Origin of the sequence: Dietzia sp. UCD-THP, from assembly GCF_000349585.1 — a bacterium.
GTDB lineage: Bacteria > Actinomycetota > Actinomycetes > Mycobacteriales > Mycobacteriaceae > Dietzia > Dietzia natronolimnaea_A.
On record NZ_KB714657.1, the window covers coordinates 60,646 to 78,170 of the forward strand.

General features: G+C 71.0%; 17 protein-coding genes. 12 read left to right on the forward strand and 5 right to left on the reverse strand.

All coding sequences use genetic code 11. The features are described from left to right. The first annotated feature begins 2 nt into the window (after positions 1-2). The 3 genes from H483_RS35515 to H483_RS35525 all read left to right on the forward strand — a co-directional run bounded on the left by H483_RS35515 (position 3) and on the right by H483_RS35525 (position 4,027). Positions 3-458 carry a carboxymuconolactone decarboxylase family protein gene (locus tag H483_RS35515; protein ID WP_017838150.1) on the forward strand — a complete coding sequence of 152 codons (456 nt, stop codon included), beginning with the start codon at positions 3-5 and terminating at the stop codon, positions 456-458. 87 nt (positions 459-545) lie between these two features. After that, complete coding sequence (locus tag H483_RS35520; protein ID WP_017838151.1) at positions 546-1,952, forward strand: sigma 54-interacting transcriptional regulator; 1,407 nt, start codon at positions 546-548, stop codon at positions 1,950-1,952. Positions 1,953-2,005: 53 nt separating this feature from the next. Next, positions 2,006-4,027 carry a VWA domain-containing protein gene (locus tag H483_RS35525; RefSeq protein WP_017838152.1) on the forward strand — a complete coding sequence of 674 codons (2,022 nt, stop codon included), beginning with the start codon at positions 2,006-2,008 and terminating at the stop codon, positions 4,025-4,027. A 52-nt stretch (positions 4,028-4,079) separates the two neighbouring features. Here H483_RS35525 and H483_RS35530 read toward each other — a convergent pair whose 3' ends face one another. The 5 genes from H483_RS35530 to H483_RS35550 are packed head-to-tail and all read right to left on the reverse strand — an operon-like array spanning position 4,080 to position 8,485. Continuing rightward, on the reverse strand, positions 4,080-4,739 hold the full coding sequence (locus H483_RS35530; protein WP_017838153.1) for a class I SAM-dependent methyltransferase: 660 nt from the start codon (positions 4,737-4,739) through the stop codon (positions 4,080-4,082). Positions 4,740-4,794: 55 nt separating this feature from the next. Continuing rightward, positions 4,795-5,211, reverse strand: a complete 417-nt coding sequence (locus tag H483_RS35535; protein ID WP_017838154.1) for a carboxymuconolactone decarboxylase family protein — start codon at positions 5,209-5,211, stop codon at positions 4,795-4,797. Beyond that, complete coding sequence (locus H483_RS35540) at positions 5,208-6,206, reverse strand: NAD(P)-dependent oxidoreductase (protein WP_017838155.1); 999 nt, start codon at positions 6,204-6,206, stop codon at positions 5,208-5,210. The genes H483_RS35535 and H483_RS35540 overlap by 4 nt, the downstream gene beginning before the upstream one ends. Then, positions 6,203-6,955 carry an SDR family oxidoreductase gene (locus H483_RS35545; RefSeq protein WP_017838156.1) on the reverse strand — a complete coding sequence of 251 codons (753 nt, stop codon included), beginning with the start codon at positions 6,953-6,955 and terminating at the stop codon, positions 6,203-6,205. The genes H483_RS35540 and H483_RS35545 overlap by 4 nt, the downstream gene beginning before the upstream one ends. 54 nt (positions 6,956-7,009) lie before the next feature. Further along, positions 7,010-8,485, reverse strand: coding sequence for an aldehyde dehydrogenase (locus H483_RS35550; RefSeq protein WP_017838157.1), 1,476 nt, complete (start codon positions 8,483-8,485; stop codon positions 7,010-7,012). Positions 8,486-8,573: 88 nt separating this feature from the next. Between H483_RS35550 and H483_RS35555 the strand changes: the two genes are divergently transcribed. From H483_RS35555 to H483_RS35595, 9 genes are all read left to right on the forward strand, one after another. Continuing rightward, complete coding sequence (locus H483_RS35555; protein WP_017838158.1) at positions 8,574-9,146, forward strand: TetR/AcrR family transcriptional regulator; 573 nt, start codon at positions 8,574-8,576, stop codon at positions 9,144-9,146. A 9-nt stretch (positions 9,147-9,155) separates the two neighbouring features. Then, positions 9,156-10,373 carry a cytochrome P450 gene (locus H483_RS35560; protein WP_017838159.1) on the forward strand — a complete coding sequence of 406 codons (1,218 nt, stop codon included), beginning with the start codon at positions 9,156-9,158 and terminating at the stop codon, positions 10,371-10,373. Next, positions 10,370-11,164: an SDR family oxidoreductase gene (locus H483_RS35565; RefSeq protein ID WP_017838160.1), complete on the forward strand. Its 795-nt coding sequence runs from the start codon at positions 10,370-10,372 to the stop codon at positions 11,162-11,164. The genes H483_RS35560 and H483_RS35565 overlap by 4 nt, the downstream gene beginning before the upstream one ends. Positions 11,165-11,256: 92 nt before the next feature. Next, entirely contained in the window at positions 11,257-12,558 is a 1,302-nt protein-coding gene (locus H483_RS35570) for a cytochrome P450 (RefSeq protein WP_042330204.1), read from the forward strand. A 14-nt stretch (positions 12,559-12,572) separates the two neighbouring features. Continuing rightward, entirely contained in the window at positions 12,573-12,788 is a 216-nt protein-coding gene (locus H483_RS35575) for a ferredoxin (RefSeq protein ID WP_031265186.1), read from the forward strand. A 5-nt stretch (positions 12,789-12,793) separates the two neighbouring features. Beyond that, the gene (locus tag H483_RS35580) at positions 12,794-13,369 is read left to right on the forward strand and encodes a hypothetical protein (protein WP_017838163.1); all 576 of its coding nucleotides are present in this window, start codon (positions 12,794-12,796) and stop codon (positions 13,367-13,369) included. Positions 13,370-13,374: 5 nt separating this feature from the next. After that, entirely contained in the window at positions 13,375-14,670 is a 1,296-nt protein-coding gene (locus H483_RS35585) for a hypothetical protein (protein ID WP_042330206.1), read from the forward strand. A 60-nt stretch (positions 14,671-14,730) separates the two neighbouring features. After that, positions 14,731-16,392 carry an AMP-binding protein gene (locus H483_RS35590; protein WP_017838165.1) on the forward strand — a complete coding sequence of 554 codons (1,662 nt, stop codon included), beginning with the start codon at positions 14,731-14,733 and terminating at the stop codon, positions 16,390-16,392. Next, positions 16,389-17,264: an SDR family NAD(P)-dependent oxidoreductase gene (locus H483_RS35595; protein ID WP_017838166.1), complete on the forward strand. Its 876-nt coding sequence runs from the start codon at positions 16,389-16,391 to the stop codon at positions 17,262-17,264. The genes H483_RS35590 and H483_RS35595 overlap by 4 nt, the downstream gene beginning before the upstream one ends. Positions 17,265-17,525: the final 261 nt, after the last annotated feature.

Here is a 17,525-nt window from a genome sequence, read left to right on the forward strand (position 1 = left end):
TCATGGGTGTCCCGCAGCTGGACCGCGCCCAGCGTGAGGTCTACAAGCAGCTCGTCCGCACCGCGGTCGCCTCCCGGGAGGCGTCGACCGGGGCGGGCCTGGAGGAGGCGCTGATCGAGTTGGTCAACGTCAGGGTCTCCCAGCTCAACGGGTGCGCTGCCTGTCTGGCCACGCACGTCCCGGCCGCGCGGAAGGCGGGGGTGTCGCAGGATCGCCTCGACCTGTTGCCGGCCTGGCGGGACATCGACGATTTCGGTGCCCCCGAACGCGCCGCGCTACGCCTGGCCGAGACCCTCACGCGGTTGGACGGGGTGACCGAGCGCGAGGAGGCCACGGCCGCCGCCGCCGAGCACTTCGACGACGACCAGCTCTCGGCGCTGGAGTGGTCGATCGTCCTGATCAACGCGTTCAACAGGGTGTCGATCGCGAGCGACCACCGGGTGCCGATCGAGGACTGAATCCCGACCTCGACACCCTGTCGCACCCCATCCCCGCCGACCCAGGCCCGGCTCGGGTCGGGGCACGGGGCCGCGAGGAGGACTACCGTGGGCCCCGTGAGCGACAAGCCGGACGTCCAGACCCTCGGCGACCTGCGCGCCGCGGGGTACACCAGCCGCAGCCTGCGCGAGGAGATGCGCGAGAACCTCCTCGCCGGACTGGCCGCGGGCCGCGATCCCTGGCCGGGGATGCACGGTTTCGACACGACGGTCATCCCGCAACTCGAGAGGGCGGTCATCGCCGGTCACGACATCGTCCTGCTGGGCGAGCGCGGGCAGGGCAAGACACGCCTGCTGCGCACCCTGGTGGGCCTGCTCGACGAGTGGTCGCCCGTCGTCGCGGGATCCGAGCTGGGGGAGGACCCACTCGCTCCGATCACCCCGGCGACGCGGGAGCGGATCGCCCGCGAGGGGGACTCACTGGCGATCGACTGGCGGCACCGGACCGAGCGCTACGTCGAGAAGCTCTCGACCCCGGACACCTCCGTGGCGGACATGATCGGCGACGTCGACCCGATGCGGGTGGCGGAGGGACGGCGCCTCGGCGACCCGGAGACGATCCACTACGGTCTGGTACCCCGCGCGAACCGCGGGATCGTGGCGCTCAACGAACTCCCCGACCTGGCCGAGCGCATCCAGGTGGCGCTGCTCAACGTCATGGAGGAGCGGGACGTCCAGATCCGCGGGTACGTCCTGCGTCTTCCCCTCGACGTCCTGGTGGTGGCCTCGGCGAACCCGGAGGACTACACCAACCGCGGACGCATCATCACCCCGCTCAAGGATCGGTTCGGCGCCGAGATCCGCACGCACTACCCGCTGGACCTGTCCGACGAGATCGAGGTCGTGCGCCAGGAGGCGGAGCTCACCGCGGAGGTTCCGGACGCCGTGATGGAACTGCTCGCCCGGTTCACGCGCGAACTGCGGACCTCGGAGTCGGTCAACCAGTCCTCCGGCGTGTCCGCGCGCTTCGCGATCGCCGGCGCCGAGACCGTCGCGGCCGCGGCCAGGCGGCGCGCCGCCGTCCGGGGGACCGACGACCCGGGCGAGGCGGTCGCGCGGCTGGTCGACGTCGACGCCGCCGTGGAGGTGCTGCGCGGGAAGATCGAGTTCGAGCCGGGTGAGGAGGGCCGCGAGACGGAGATCCTCCGCTATCTCCTGCGCAGCGCCACGGTCGACGTGGTGCGCGAGATGTTCCGCGGTCTCGACCTGGCCCCCCTCGTCGAGGCGTTCGACGGGTCGGTGACCCTGACCACCGGCGCCAGTGTCACCGCGGCGGAGTTCCTCGACGACCTGCCCGAGCTCTCCGATCCGGACCTCTACGACCGGATCGCCGAGCGCGCGGGCGCCCAGACCGTGGGGCAGAGGGCGGGGGCGATCGAGTTCGCGCTGGAGGGGCTCTACCTCTCGCGGCGCCTGTCCAAGGAGACCGGGGACGGCGCCGCCGTCTACGGTTGACCCCCCGGGGTCGACGATGGTGGCCGAGGAGCCGCCGGAGCAGGAGGGACGCGATGTCGCGAGACGAGCCCCGCGCGCGGTACGGACGATACGTCGGAGGCCCCGACCCTCTCGCGCCCCCGCTCGACCTGTCCGAGGCGCTCGAGGCGGTGTCCGAGGGGGTGATGTCCGGGTACTCGCCCGAGCAGTCGATGCGCGAGTTCCTCCGCCGGGGCGGTCGGGGCCAGGCCGGTCTCGACGACCTCGCGGGCAGGGTGCAGCGTCGGCGCCGTGAACTGCTCGAGCGCGGCCACCTGGGCGGGACCCTGGAGGAGGTGTCCGAGCTGTTGGACAAGGCGCTGTTGGCCGAACGCGGGCAGCTCGCCCGGGACACGCAGATGGACCCGATGGATCGCACCCTGCGAGAGATGACCATCGAGAACCTCCCGGATTCCCCGGCCGCGGCGGTCGGCGAGCTCGCCGAGTACGACTGGGCCTCCTCCGATGCGTGGGAGGCCTACAGGAGGATCCAGGATCTCCTCGGAGAGGAGGCGCTCGAGTCGCGCTTCGCGGGGATGAAACAGGCCCTGGAGAACGCGACCGACGCCGATCGTGCGGCGGTGTCGGAGATGCTCGCCGACCTCACCGAGTTGCTCGACAAGCACGCTCGTGGGCAGGACACCCCCGAGGACTTCGAGCGGTTCATGGACAAGCACTCGGACTCCTTCCCGGAGCAGCCGGCCGACATCGACGAGCTCATCGACGTGCTGGCCCGGCGCGCGGCGGCCGCGCAGCGGATGATGCGGTCGATGACGCCGGAGCAGCGGGAGGAGTTGATGGCGCTCTCGCAGCAGGCGTTCGGCTCACCGGAACTCATGGAGCAGCTGGGTCGGCTCGACGGGCTACTGCAGTCGCTCAGACCCGGCGAGGACTGGGACGGCTCCGCGGACTTCGACGGCGAGGAGGGACTCGGTTTCTCCGAGGGTGCCGCGGCGATGGCGGAGCTCGGTGACCTGGACCGTCTCGCCGAGCAGCTGGCGCGGGGCAGCGAGGGTTCGCCCCTGTCCGAGCTGGACCTCGAGGCCGTGGCCCGCCACCTCGGGGGAGAGGCCGCGGTCTCCCTGCGCACGCTGGCGCGGCTCGAGCAGTCGATGCGCGACTCGGGTTACCTGAGCAGGCGCCCCGACGGCGACCTGAGGCTGTCCCCGGCCGCACTGCGCAAGCTCGGCGGTTCCCTGCTGCGTGACGCCGCCCGTCGGCTCTCGGGTCGCACCGGCGCCCGCGAGACGCGGATGTCCGGGGCGGCGGGGGACCAGACGGGAGCGAGCCGCGCCTGGCGGTTCGGTGACGTGGAGTCGTGGGACGTGCCGCGGACCGTCACCAACGCCCTGTCCCGGGTCGTGGCCGAGGGTGGGGACCCGGGACAGGGAATCCGGCTGCTGCCGGACGACATCGAGGTCAGGGAGACGGAGTCGCGGACCCAGGCCGCCGTCGCGCTGCTGGTCGACACGTCGTTCTCGATGGCCATGGAGGGCCGATGGGTCCCGATGAAGCGCACCGCGCTGGCCCTGCACCACCTGGTGAGCACACGGTTCCGGCAGGACACTTTCCAGCTCATCTCGTTCGGCCGCTTCGCCCAGACCAGGACGGTGGAGGACCTGCTCTCCCTCGACGCGGAGTACGAGATGGGCACCAACCTGCACCACGCTCTGTTGCTGGCCGGCCGGTTCTTCCGAAAGCACCCGTCGATGCAGCCGGTCCTGCTCGTCGTCACCGACGGCGAGCCCACCGCCCACCTCCTGGGCAGCGGGGACCCGTGGTTCGGCTACCCACCCGCACCGGAGACGATCCGCACGACCGTCGACGAGTTGGACCGCGTGGCGCGGTTCGGTGCGCAGACCACGTTCTTCCGGCTCGGGGACGACCCCGGGCTCGGCCGCTTTCTCGAGGCGTTGGCCCGCCGGGTCGGCGGCACCGTGGTGGCCCCGGACGTCGACGACCTCGGGGCGGCCGTGGTCGGCAGGTTCCTCCACACACGGCGCGGCCGCCCGGGCTCGGGTGATGCGTGGAGCGCGGGCGGCCGGTGGGCGGTGTGAACCTCGGTGCGGGTCGGTGCGGGTCGGTGCGGGCCCTGGGTATACTGACCACCTAGGGCATGGGGGCGCCGACCTCGCCCGAGTCGCGCCGCAGGACGCGCAGCGAGTCCACCGCGCGCACCTCGGTGAACTGCCCGGACTCCAGGGCGCGGCAGTAGATCTCGTACGGCGGGCGTCCGCCGTCCTCGGGGTTCGGGAACACGTCGTGGATCAGCAGGGCGCCGCCCACCGCGACCCACGGGGCCCAGCCCTCGTAGTCGGCCTGCGCGGCCTCGGAGGAGTGCCCCCCGTCGATGAACACGAACGAGGCCGGCGTGCCCCAGATCTTCGCGACCTGCCGGGACGTGCCCACCGCGGCGGTCACCACGTCGTCCAGTCCCGCGTCCCAGATCGTGTGCCGGAACGCCACGAGGGTCTCCAGGCGGCCGGTGTGCGGGTCGACCAGCGTGGTGTCGTGGTACTCCCACCCCGGCTGGTGCTCCTCGGACCCACGGTGGTGGTCGACGGTGACGATGCTTCCGCCGGTCACCCTCGCGGCCGCGCCGAGGAACACCGTGGACCGGCCGCAGTAGGTGCCGATCTCTACGCCCACGCCGTCGCCCAGGTACTCGCAGGCGATCTCGTAGAGGGTGCGGCCCTCGTCCAGCGGCATGAAGCCGGGGGCGGCGAGCGCCACGTCGAGCAGCGCCTGGTCGATCTCGGGAGCGGTCATGGCACAAACCTATCGCTCATGACTCCGCCCGCGATCCCCGCCCTCGGCCGGGCGCTCAGTCGCGGCCATCGTTCCCCGCCTCGGCCCGCCGGGCGGCCTTCCGGGCGTGCGCGACGTGCGGGCCCACCACGTTGCCCAGCTTGGTGCCGTTCGGCCAGCCCGCGTAGTAGCAGAGGAACAGCACGATCTCCTCCAGTTCCTCGGGTGTCAGCTCGCCGTTGCCCAGCGCGGCGCCCACCTGGATGTCGGCGATGTCCGTGTTCCCCTGAGCGGTGAGCGCGCCCAGCAGGAGCAGGCGGCGGTCGCGGTGGCTCAGACCGGGTCGGGACCACACGCGCCCGAACAGGTGGTCCGCGGTCTCGGCGAAGTAGTCACCCGGCCCGTCGGTCATCTCGAAGCCGTAGACCTCGGTCATCATGGCCAGCCCGCGCTCGCGCTCCGGGGACATCCCGGATTCTGCCGTGTCGCTCATCGTGCTCCCTCGTCGTCGTCGGTGATACCGCCGTCATCCCCGGGCGCGCCCGCGGCGCGGCGGGCGATCTCTCCCGGCCCCACGCCGAAACCGGAGCCCAGGTCGCGCAACGCGATGGTCCCGAGCGGCAGGTCCACCTCCAGCCGCTGCCCGAGATCCAGGGCCAGTGAGAGGTCCTTCTCGCCGAGGCCCCGGACGTGGGTGAAGACACCGTGCCAGAAGTCGTCGGGGGCGATCGGCGCGGTGGTGTCCCGCAACATCACCGCGCCGGCGCCACCGGTGATGGCGTCGGTGTGCCGCACCACGCGGCCCAGCGTGGCGATGTCGAGTCCCGCGGCCTCCGCCAATCGGGAAGCCTCGGCGGCGGCGGTGAACGAGATGAAGTGCAGCAGGTTGCGGGCCAGCTTCATCCGCGTACCCGCCCCCACCTCGCCGGCGTGGACCGGCAGCGCGGCCCACAGCGCGAAGACGGGCTTGCAGGCCTCGTAGACCTCGCGCGTCCCGCCCACCATCACCGCGAGCTCCCCCTTTTCCGCGCCTGGTGCCCCGCCCGAGACCGGGGCGTCCACCAGGTGTACGCCGTGCGTTCCGCACGCCCTGGCGAGCTCTACGGCCGTGGAGTCGGAGATGGTGGAATGGACCGCCACCACCGTTCCCGGACCGGCCGTGCGCAGGATCCCGTCGGGGCCGTCGACGACGTCACGGACCTGCGCGTCGTCGAGAACCGTCACCGAGACGAGTCTGGCCGTCCGGGCCACCTCGGCCGGTGTCGCGCCGGAGGTGGCCCCCTCCGCGGTGAACGGTTCGGTCGCCTCGGGGCGGACGTCGCAGACGACCAGGCCGCCGGGCCACGACAGCAACCGACGGGCGATGGGCGCGCCCATGTTGCCCAGCCCGATGAACCCGACGGGCGCGGGGGAGTCCTCCGGGGAGCCCGGACCCACGGGTGCGGCTCCGGCGCCCTGCCCGGAGATGTCGGCCGGGTTCACGCTCACGACCTGATGACCTGTCCGCCGTCGACGTTGAAGATCTGACCGGTGATCCACGACGCCTCGTCCGAGAGCAGGAAGAGCAGCATCCCGACCAGGTCCTCCGGCTGTCCCATCCTCTTGAGCGGGAGCTTGTCCACCATGTCCTTGACGATGGACTGTGGGGTGGTCGAGCGGTTGGCCTCGGTGTCGATCGGGCCGGGCGCGATCGCGTTGATGCGGATGTTGGACCCGCCCAGTTCGGTGGCCAACTGCTGGGTGAGCCCGTTGACACCCACCTTGGCCAGGCCGTAGAAGCCCGAGTAGAGCCACGCGGCGGTGGAGGACTGGTTGACGATGGCGCCACCGCCGGCGGCCGCCATCTTCTCCCAGCAGGCGCGGACCATGATCAGCTGACCGTTCAGGTTCACCGACATGAACTTCTCGTAGTAGTCCCACGGCACGGTGATGAGGAAGTCGAGTTTCATCCCGCCGAAGATCGCGGCGTTGTTGACCAGCATGTCCAGCCGGCCGAACCTGTCCACGGCGGCCTCGGCGCAGGCCCCGGCCGAGTCCGGGTCGGAGACGTCGGTGTGCTGGAAGAACGCCTCCCCACCGGCCGCGGTGATCTCCTGCGCCACGCGCTGTCCCTCGGTGTCCGAGACGTCGGCCACCACGACCTTCGCGCCCTCCGCGGCGAGGGCCTTGGCGTACTCCTCGCCGATCCCGCCGGCCGCGCCGGTCACGATCACGGACTTGCCGTCAAAACGTCCCATATCTGTGGTCTCTTCCTTTTCGTCAGGGGTGGTGGTTCGGGTGGGGGTGGAATGTCAGGCCGGAGACGCCACGGACTTGGTCTCGAGGTACTCCTCGAAGCCCTGCCGGCCCATCTCGCGGCCGATGCCCGACTGCTTGTAGCCGCCGAACGGGACGTCGGCGCCGTACCAGACGCCGCCGTTCACCCCCAGGGTCCCGGTGCGGATCCCCGCGACAACCTTCTCGACCCGCCGGGGGTCGGTGCCCCACACGGCGCCGGAGAGTCCGTAGGGGGAGTCGTTGGCGATCCGGATCGCGTCCTCGTCGCCGTCGTGGGGGATGACCACGAGCACGGGTCCGAAGATCTCCTCCCGGGCCACCCGCGCGGTGTTGTCGAGTCCGGAGATCAGCGTGGGCTCCACCCAGAAGCCCCTCGACTTCTCCTCGCCGGAGGGGCGACCGCCGCCGATCTCGATGGTGCCGCCCTCCTCCACGGCCAGGGCGATGTACCCCTCGACCCGCTCGCGCTGGACCGCGGAGATCACCGGCCCGCACAGGGTGCCGGGGTCGGTGGGGTCGCCCGGCGCGAAGGCGGCCATCGCGCCCTTGGCGGCGTTGACGGCCTCGTCGTACTTCTCGCGCGGCACCAGCAAGCGCGTGGTGAGGGCGCAGCCCTGACCGGCGTGGGTGCAGGCGTTGAGGGCCGTCATGAAGCACGCGGCGTTCAGGTCCGCATCGTCCAGGACCACGGCGGCGGACTTGCCACCCAGCTCGAGGAAGACCTTCTTGAGGGTCTCCGACGCGGCCATCATGATCTTCTTGCCGGTGGCGGTGGATCCGGTGAACGAGACCAGATCGACGCGGGGGTCGGTGCTCAGCTGGGCACCCACCCCGTGGTCCGAGGACGAGACCACGCCCAGCACGCCCGCGGGGATGTCGGTCTCCTCGGCGGCGATGCGGGCCACCGCGGCGGCGATGAGCGGGGTGTCCGGGGCGGGCTTGAGCACCACGGTGCATCCCGCGGCCAACGCGGGCCCGATCTTGGCCAGGTTGATCTGGTTGGGGAAGTTCCACGGGGTGATGGCACCGACCACGCCGATCGCCTCCCGGTGCGTCGTCCGGCGGGAACGCACCCCCATCACCTCGGACTCGCCGAGGTCCTCGACCCAGTCGTAGGCCTCGACCAGGTCGGCGAGCCAGCCCAGGTCGGCGACGGGCCCCTCCAGCTGGGGACCGGTGGTGAACATGTGCGGTGCGCCCACCTCGGCGATGGTCAGCGCGCGCAGCTCCTCGGTGTGGGCCTGCAGGGCGTCCCGAAGCTGCCGCAGGCACGAGGCGCGGAAGGCATGATCGGTGGACCACGTGGTGGTGTCGAACGCGGTGCGGGCGGCCTCGATCGCGGCGGCCATGTCCTCCGGGCCGGCGTCGGCGGCGCGGCCGATCACCTCCTCCGTGGCGGGGTTGAGGACGTCGAACGTGCCGCCCCCGGAGGCCGGGCGCAGCTCGCCGCCGATGAGGAGCGGGGCGTCGTAGGTGGTGCTCGTCGTCACGGGGGGCCTTCCGTCAGGGTTGATGGACATCCAGTGGGTAGACAACTGTCTAGACGATAGTCCGGCGAGTGGTGTACTGTCCAGACACATGTCCAGTGACGTGCATTTCGAATCCACGCGACGGCGTCTCAACGGCCAGCAGGCCGAGACCGTCGACCGCCTCACCAGTGCCGCTGTCGAGGTCTTGCGCGAAAAGGGGCCGGGCGGCCTCGCGGTCCGGGCCGTGGCGGCCAAGGCCGGGGTCGCCCCCGCCACCGCGTACACCTACTTCTCCTCCAAGGGCCACCTCATCGCCGAGGTGTTCTGGCGGCGCCTGCGCGACCACGTCACCGAGGGCGCCTCGACCGGCACCACGGTGGACAGGGTGGTGGCGGTCCTGCGCGACGTCGCGCTGCTGGTGGCGGACGAGCCCGAGCTCTCCTCGGCGGTCACCGCGGCCCTCCTGGGTGACGACCCGGAGGTGTCCCACCTGAGGATCCGGATCGGCGCCGACATCCGTCGGCGCCTGACGGCCGCGCTGGGTGATGAGGCCGACGACGAGGTGATCGACGCGCTGGAGATGGTCTACGCCGGAGCGCTCGTCCGTGCGGGCATGGGCTACGGCTCCTACTCCGACATGGCGGACGCCATCGAGTCCGCCGCCCGACTCATCCTGAGGTGACCTCGAGACATGACCACCGCGACACCCGCCCCGCTCGTGTTCAGCCCGTACGACTACGCCGTCCACGAGGACCCGTACCCGTTCTACGCCCGGCTGCGGGCCGAGGCCCCCGTCTACCACAACCCGGATCTCGACTTCTGGGCGTTGAGCAGGCACGCCGACGTCCGTGAGGCGTTCCGCGCGCCCGACGTGTTCTCCAACTCGATGGGGGTCTCCCTCGACCCGGCGGCGTACGGACGGCACGCCTACAAGACCATGTCCTTCCTGGCGATGGACGACCCCAGGCACGCCCGGCTGCGCAAGCTCGTGAGCAAGGGGTTCACCTCCCGGCGGGTCGACGCGCTCTCGGAGGGCATCGCGCGGATCTCCCGTCGGTACTGGGACGAGTGCCTGGCCACATCCCGCGACGGCGACGAGTTCGACTTCGTCCAGGACTACGCGGGCAAACTGCCGATGGACGTCATCTCGGACCTGATGGGAGTGCCCGAGTCGGACCGCGACGAGCTCCGCCGGCTCGCAGACCTGGTCATGCACCGTGAGGAGGGCGGCCAGGACGTGCCCGAGGACTCGATGGTCGCCGCCCTCGACCTCATCACCTACTACCAGGGCATGGTCTCCGAGCGGCGCAGGGAGCGGACCGAGGACCTGACCTCGGCCCTGATCGACGCCGAGATCGACGGGGAGAAGCTCGACGAGGACGAGATCCTGTCCTTCCTCTTCCTCATGGTGGTGGCGGGCAACGAGACCACCACCAAGCTGCTCGCCAACGCGATGTTCTGGGGGCACCGGAACCCGGACCAGTCGCAGCTGGTGATCGAGGACCCCGAGCGGGTGAGCGAGTGGGTCGAGGAGACGCTGCGCTACGACACGTCCAGCCAGTTGGTCCTGCGCACGACGATGCAGGACGTCACGGTCCGCGGCGTCACCATCCCCGCAGACCAGAAGGTGCTCCTGCTGATCGGCGCGGCCAACCGCGACGAGGAGGTGTTCGAGGACCCCGAGACCTTTCGCCTCGGCCGTGACACCTCCGCGAGCCTGAGCTTCGGGCAGGGGCCGCACTTCTGCCTCGGCGCGCACCTCGCGCGGCTCGAGGGGCGGATCGCGCTCGACCAGATCTCGCGGTCGATCACGGGGTACGAGATCCTCCCCGGCGCCGAGCGCGTGCACTCGTCCAACGTGCGCGGCTTCGCACACCTGCCCATGCGCGTCGAGGTCAGGCGCTCATGAGCCTGAAGTTCCCACCGCATCGGGACGCGGCTGAGCGTCCCGCACTCGTCACGGGCGCCTCCTCCGGGATCGGACGTGCCTCCGCGGAGGCGCTGGCGGCGCTCGGCCACCCCGTCGTCGTGGGGGCCCGTCGCGCCGACCGCCTCGACGACCTCGTGGGCCGGATCCGGGACGCCGGGGGACGGGCCATCGCCCGGCCGGTCGACGTGACCAGCGCCGACTCGGTCGCCGGGTTCGTGGCCGCCGCCGGCGAGGCATACGGCCCGCCCGAGGTCCTGGTCTCCAGCGCGGGCAGCCTGAGGATGGCCCGGGTGTGGGAGATGGACCCCGAGGACTTCGCCGCCCAGATCGACATCCACCTGCTCTCCGTGCAGCGACTCCTCCACGCCGTGGTCCCCGGGATGGTCGACCGCCGTCGGGGAGACGTGGTCCTCATCGGATCCGACGTGGCCTATACCGCCAGGCCCCGCTCCGGCGCGTACGTCGCGGCCAAGGCCGGCCTGGAGACGATGGCACACCAGGCCCGCAAGGAACTCGAGGGCACGGGGATCCGCCTCGGGGTGGTCCGCCCCGGGCCGGTGATGACCGAGATGGGCACCGAGTTCGACGCGGACACCGCGGAGTCGGTCATCAACGACTGGGTCAGACACGGCTTCGGTCGTCACCCGCGCATGTGCAAACCGGCCGACCTCGCCCGGGGGGTCGCCGCCATGGTGTCGATGCCCCGTGGCGCCCAGATCACCGAGCTGGAGATCCAGCCGGAGGCCCCAATCGAGGAGGACTACTCGTGACCAGTACCGACGGCTCCATCGACACGCCCACCGACGTCTCCACCCTCACCGAACCTCGGCGGGTCTCCGGCGGGGAGGACGAGCTCGGGCACATGGACGAACTCCGCACCGACCCGATCGGCCTGTTCCGGCGGGTGCGCCAGGAGTGCGGCGACCTCGGCGTGTTCAAGATCGTCGACCGCGACATCTGCCTGGCCTCCGGGGCGACCGCCAACGAGGCCTTCTTCCGTGCCCCTGACGAGTCCCTCGACCAGGCCGCCGCCTACCCGTTCATGACGCCGGTTTTCGGGGAGGGCGTCGTGTTCGACGCCAGCCCCGAGCGCCGCTCGGAGATGCTGCACAACACCGCGCTGCGCGGCGAGCACATGCGCCAGCACGCCGTCACCATCCCCCACGAGGTGCAGCGGATGGTGGGCGAGTGGGGCGACGAGGGCGAGATCGACCTGCTGGAGTGGTTCTCCGAACTCACCATCTACACCTCCTCGGCGTGCCTGATCGGCCCGAAGTTCCGGGAGCAGCTCGACGCGCGGTTCGCGCACCTGTACCACGATCTAGAGCAGGGCACCGACCCGCATGCGTACATCGACCCCTACGCGGACATCCCCGCGTTCCGCAGGCGGGACGCGGCCCGGGCCGGACTGGTGGAGCTCGTGTCGGCGATCATGGAGGAGAGGGTCGCCAACCCTCCGGCGGACAAAGAGGACCGGGATCTGCTCGACGTCCTGGTCTCCGTGAAGAACGACGACGGCACGTATCGCTTCACCCCGGACGAGGTCACCGGCATCTTCATCTCCATGATGTTCGCCGGGCACCACACCACCTCCGGCACCAGTGCGTGGATGCTCATCGAGTTGCTCAGGCACCCGGACTACCTCGCGCAGGTGGTCGCCGAACTCGACGAGGTCTACTCGGACGGCGCGGAGTACAGCTTCGGCGCACTGCGTCAGATGCCCAAGGTCGAGAACGCCCTCAAGGAGACGCTGCGTCTGCACCCGCCGCTCATCATCCTCATGCGGGTGGCGCAGGAGGACGTGCAGATCGGCGACCACGTCGTCCGTGCCGGGCAGACCGTCGCGGCCTCCCCGGCGGTCTCCAACCGGCTCCCCGAGGACTTCCCGGACCCCGACACGTTCGACCCGGAGCGCTACTCCGAGCCGCGCCAGGAGGACATCGTCAACCGGTGGACCTGGATCCCCTTCGGCGCCGGACGCCACCGCTGCGTGGGGGCGGCGTTCGCCCAGCTCCAGATCAAGGCCATCTTCTCGATCCTGCTGCGGGAGTTCGAGTTCGAGCTCGCGCAGCCGCCGGAGAGCTACCACAACGACCACTCCAAGATGGTCGTCCAGCTGGCCCAACCGTGCACCGTCCGCTACCGCAGGAGGCGGCCCCGGTGACCGGACAGCAGCCGATGCGTGTGGACGTGGACTTCGACCTGTGCCAGGGGCACGCGGAGTGCCAGGCCGAGGCCCCCGACTGGTTCACGGTGGGCAAAGGCTCCGAGGCGAAGGTGCGCGCCAAGCGGGGCGAGATCCCCGACGACCAGCTGGCGGATGTCAAGGCCGCCGTCAAGTACTGCCCGACACAGGCACTCCGCCTCGTCGGGACCCGGACCCCCCAGGAGTGAGTGACGTGACCCGATACGACCGCGCCGAGATCGCCGAGTTCGTGGAGCGATGGATCGAGGCGAACGCCGAATGTGAGCGCAACAAGGACTGGACCCCGCTCGCCGACTTCTACGCCGAGGACGCCACCTATGGCTGGAACTACGGCACGAAGGACGACTTCATGGCCGTCGGCCGGGACGAGATCCGTGACGTCGCGCTCGGCCAGGAGATGGCCGGACTCGACGGCTGGGAGTACCCCTACATCCGCACCATCATCGATCCCGAGACCGGTGACGTGCTGTGTCTGTGGAAGCAGATCGCCCGCGACACCGTCGACCCGAAGACCGGCCGGCCGTACGAGGTGCACGGACTCGGCGGGTCGTGGTTCCTCTACAACGGCGACCAGCAGTGGAAGTGGCAGCGTGACTTCTTCGACTTCGGCAACGTGGTGGACCTGTTCATGCGCATGTACGAGGCCGACGCGCTCACCGAGTCGATGAAGGCCCGATTCGAGGCCGGGGGCGACAAGCCTGCAGGGTGGTACCGCATCGAGGACAGTCCGGCCCCGCTGTGGCCGGTGTCCACCCCGGACGAGGTCTGAGTCCGGTGAGCACGCGCGACCCGGTCGTCGGCCGCGACCCGCTGGAATCGCTCGACCACGCGAGCCTCGCCCGGCTGCTTCCCGACCTGCTGCTGATCGGGCAGCTCGTCGACAGGGCGGGGATGCCGGCCCTCCTCGGCGAGTTCGGGGTGGACGGGATGCGGGACGTGGCGATCGAGGAGTGGCAGGCCGCGAGCCCGCACTACACCCGACGGATGAAGGAGGCGCTGTCGATCACGGGCGATGGCGTCGCGGAGATCTTCAAGGGCTTCCAGCTGGACGTCGGGGCGCCCCCGGAGTTCATGGACTTCCGGTACGGGGTCACCGATCACGACAACGGCGAGTTCTGGCTCGACCACTGCGGCGCGCTGATGGACGTCGAACCGATGGGGGACCGGCTCGTCACCACGATGTGTCACGACATCGAGGACCCCACCTTCCCCGCCACCGCGCTGGCCACCAACCCCCGCGCCGTTGTGGAACCGATCCACCGGCCGCCGCGCAGCCCGGAGGGTCGGACGCCGCACTGCCACTGGATCGTGCGGATCGACCCGGACGCGGAGCCGGCGGCGTGGCCCGAGCCGGCGGTCGAGTCGGCGACTAGCCGGGTGGTCGACTTCGTCTTCCTGCCGCCGTCACCGCGGGACACCACCGGTCAGGGCGACCGTGACGACTACTCCGGTCCGCTGCTGACGGATCTGAGCTTCCCCGAGTTCACCTCGGCCGCGCTCGTCCGCATGACCCGCGAGGTGTACCTGCAGATGCACCTGCTGGCGGTGGGCTTCCACCAGTCGGTCCGTCGTCGGTCGGACTCTGAGACCGCGGACCGGTTGCTGGCCTATCAGGCGACCGGCATCGCGGGGGTCGCCGCGGGCCGGATCCGCGACGTGCTCGGCGGTGGTCTCGGCGCCGACGGGGACGCGCACGGGTTGGCGGCGGTGCTCGACCTCCACCCCCTGGCCGGCCCGACCGCGTACACGGGGTACTCGTCGTCGGTCTCCGAGGACGGGCGGAGTGTCACGGTCTCCTGGGACACCGCGGCGGACGCGTTCGCCGACGACACCTGGATGCCCCTGCTGGCCCGGGAGGGGCTGCGCCCCCTCGCCGCGGCGGCCCAGGCGGTCGACCCGCACTGGACGGTCGAGCGCGTGCCCTCGGACGGCTCTCGTGTCGCGGCGGTCCTCCGGTTCGGCGACGAACCCGCAACGGAGCCGGAGGAGGTCGCGGTCACGCGCATCAGTACCGGTGCCGCGTTCGACTTCGGACCCACCCGCACGCCGCTGCCCATCACCCCGGTCTGACACAGGCCACTCGCTACCCACCCACCCGACACCCGTCACCCCAGTCACGGAGGACACCACATGGCACACAACCTGGCCGACCTCTTCGAGCACGCCGTGGACGCCTATGGCGCGGACCGCCTGGCGGTGGTGGAGGACGAACGTCGGCTCACCTACGCGGACCTGGAGGCCGAGGCCAACCGGTGGGCCTCGGCACTGTCCTCCCTGGGTGTCGGTGCCGGCGACCACGTCGGTGTGCATCTGCGAAACGGGGTGGACTGCCTGGCCCTGATCATCGGGGTGCTCAAGTTGCGGGCGGTGACCATCAGCATCAACTACCGCTACTCGGGAGCGGAACTGCGCTACCTCTACGACTACTCGGACACCAGCGTGTTGGTCTTCCACCGTGAATTCGGTGGTGCGGTGACCGAGGCCGTCAGCGGTCTCGACTCCGTCCGGCACACGATCGTGGTGGAGGACGGCTCGACCGTCGACACGCTCCCGGACGGCGCCCTGGACGCGCGGGAGATCCTGGACGCGGCGTCGACGGAGCGCCCGCGGCTCGAGCGCAGCGGCGACGACCTCTACCTGGTGTTCACCGGCGGAACCACCGGAAAGCCCAAGGGCGTGATGTGGCGTCAGGAGGACCTCTGGCGCAGCCTCGGCGGCGGTGCGGACTACCACACGGGTGAGCCGGTGCCCGACGAGTACCACCAGTCCCGGTCCGGCCTCGGCGGCGATCCCCTGCGCTACCTGATCCTGCTCCCGCTCATCCACACCTCGGGCATCATGCCCAGCTTCACCGGACTGTTCGCCGGCGGCACCATGCACTATCTCCCGCACTTCCGGGCGGCGGACGCCCTGGAGGAGATCGAGAGCGAGAAGATCCAGGTCGCCGTGGTGGCGGGGGACGCGATGGTCCGGCCGATCGTGGACCAGATGCGTCGGACCGACCCCGACACCTCGAGCATGTTCATGGTCTCCTCGGGCGCCGCCCTGTTCTCCCCGTCGGTCAAGGCGGACCTGCTCGAGCTCCGCCCCGATCTGATGATCATGGACGCGTTCGGGTCGTCCGAGGGCGGTTTCGGCGGTCTGGGCGTGGTCACCAAGGCGAACCTCGACGACGGATCGCTGTTCGCCGATCACGGTCCGCGGATCCCCAGGGGGACCACCCTGCAGCTCGTCGACGATTTCGATGAGCCGCTCCCGGACGACTCGACGGAGATCGGCTGGATCGTCAAGAGCGGCTATCAGCCCGCCGGGTACTACAAGGACGAGGCCAAGACCGCCGAGACCTTCCGGGAGATCGCGGGCACCCGTCGGGTGTTCACCGGCGACCGCGGACGCTATGACGGCCCGGAGACGATCATCATGCTCGGTCGGGCGAGTCAGGTGATCAACTCGGGCGGCGAGAAGATCTTCGCCGAGGAGGTCGAGGCCGCGCTCAAGGCGGTGGACGGGATCGAGGACGCGGTGGCGTTCGGCATCCCGGACGAGCGGTTCGGACACCGCGTGGGCGCGGTGATCCAGTGGTCGGACACCGCTGATGCCGGAGATCTCGAGTCCGTCGGGCAGGCGCTGCGCGAGCACCTCGCCGGCTTCAAGATCCCCGCGGCGTACTGGGTGGTCGACCGCGTCGAGCGCCACCCCAGCAGCAAGACCGACTACGGATGGGCGCGGCGACTGGTGGCCGAGCGCGCCCCCGACCACGACCGGCGTACGGACGCCGTCGGCTCGGCGTGACCGGGCTGCGGCTGGACGGCCGGTCCTTCGCGGTCACCGGGTCCTCCCGCGGGATCGGTGCGGCGGTCGCGGACGACCTGGCCGGCCGCGGCGCGGACGTGGTGCTCAACGGGCGCGACGAGGCGGCGCTGCGCGATCGGGTCGCCGAACTCTCCGCGCGGTCCGACGGCCGCATCACCGGGGTCCCCGGGTCGGCGCACGAGCCCGCGGTGGCGCAGTCGCTGCTCGCCAAAGCGGCCCGCGACGGGTCGGTGGTGTCCGGTCTGATCACCTGCGCGGGCGTGGCCGAACCCGCGGGGTCCTCGATCCTCACCGTGAGTCACGCCGACTTCGAGGCACTCATGGACGCGCACCTCGGGTCTGTCTTCGCGCCGTGCCGCGTGTTCGCACCGCATTTCGTCGCCGCCGGGGCGGGCGCCATCGTCACCACGTCCTCGTTCGCCTGGAAGGGCGACTACGGGGGAACGGGCTACCCGGCGGGCAAGGGCGCGGTCACCTCGTTGACCATGGCGATCGCGGCCGAGCTCGCCGAGCACGGCGTGCGGGCGAACGTCGTGTGCCCGGGCGCCCGGACCCGGTTGTCGAGCGGGCAGGGGTACGAGAACCAGATCCGGGAGCTGGGCCGCCGGGGGATGCTCGACGAGCTCAGCGTGGCCGGTGCCCTCGATCCGGCCGGCCCTGAGTACGTGGCGCCGCTCTACACCTATCTCGTCTCCGAGTTGGCCCAGGGTGTCACCGGCGGGGTCTTCGCCGGATCGGGTGGCTTCATCGGGCGATTCCCGGCCCCGGAGGCGCAGATCCTGGCGTTCCGCGACTTCCACGACAGTCCGCCGTGGACCCCCGAGGAGATCGACGGCATCGTCAGGTCCTGATCGGGGCCGGGACCGGTGCCGCCCGAGACGCGCCGGGGTCGTCCCGCCGCGTCGAGTGGTCAGACCCGCTCACGTCTTCCCAGCTCAGGTCGCGGGTTTCTCCGCATTTGTGACCACTCGTCGAGGCGCCCGCACGGGCCACGGCCGGGCCCCGCCGACCCGGCCGGCACGGACCGCAGCCGCGCCGACCCGGCTGGCACGGACCGCGCCCGCGCCGACCCGGCCGGCACGGACCGCAGCGGCGCCCCCACAGACCGGGGG